Below are 796 nucleotides of genomic sequence, written 5' to 3'. Positions count from 1 at the left end.
AGCTTGACACTGAACACTGGTCCTTGATGTGTAGGATAGGTGGGAGGCTTTGAAGCGTGGACGCCAGTCTGCGTGGAGCCAACCTTGAAATACCACCCTTTAATGGCTGGTGTTCTAACGTGGACCCGTTACCCGGGTTGCGGACAGTGTCTGGTGGGTAGTTTGACTGGGGCGGTCTCCTCCCAAAGAGTAACGGAGGAGCACGAAGGTTGGNCCGGGTTGCGGACAGTGTCTGGTGGGTAGTTTGACTGGGGCGGTCTCCTCCCAAAGAGTAACGGAGGAGCACGAAGGTTGGCTAATCCTGGTCGGACATCAGGAGGTTAGTGCAATGGCATAAGCCAGCTTGACTGCGAGCGTGACGGCGCGAGCAGGTGCGAAAGCAGGTCATAGTGATCCGGTGGTTCTGAATGGAAGGGCCATCGCTCAACGGATAAAAGGTACTCCGGGGATAACAGGCTGATACCGCCCAAGAGTTCATATCGACGGCGGTGTTTGGCACCTCGATGTCGGCTCATCACATCCTGGGGCTGAAGTAGGTCCCAAGGGTATGGCTGTTCGCCATTTAAAGTGGTACGCGAGCTGGGTTTAGAACGTCGTGAGACAGTTCGGTCCCTATCTGCCGTGGGCGCTGGAGAATTGAGGGGGGCTGCTCCTAGTACGAGAGGACCGGAGTGGACGCATCACTGGTGTTCGGGTTGTCATGCCAATGGCACTGCCCGGTAGCTAAATGCGGAAGAGATAAGTGCTGAAAGCATCTAAGCACGAAACTTGCCCCGAGATGAGTTCTCCCTGAGAC

Annotated in this window: 1 rRNA gene; it reads left to right on the top strand. The window is 56.0% G+C overall.

Going from position 1 to position 796, the window contains the following annotated elements:
* Window positions 1-796, top strand: a 23S ribosomal RNA gene (locus ACJTMZ_RS22245); the annotation flags it as partial.

Origin of the sequence: Enterobacter sp. DN (assembly GCF_046054285.1) — a bacterium.
Lineage (GTDB): Bacteria > Pseudomonadota > Gammaproteobacteria > Enterobacterales > Enterobacteriaceae > Enterobacter > Enterobacter hormaechei_C.
Note: the sequence above shows the minus strand (reverse complement) of the source record. Positions and strands in the feature narration are given on the sequence as shown.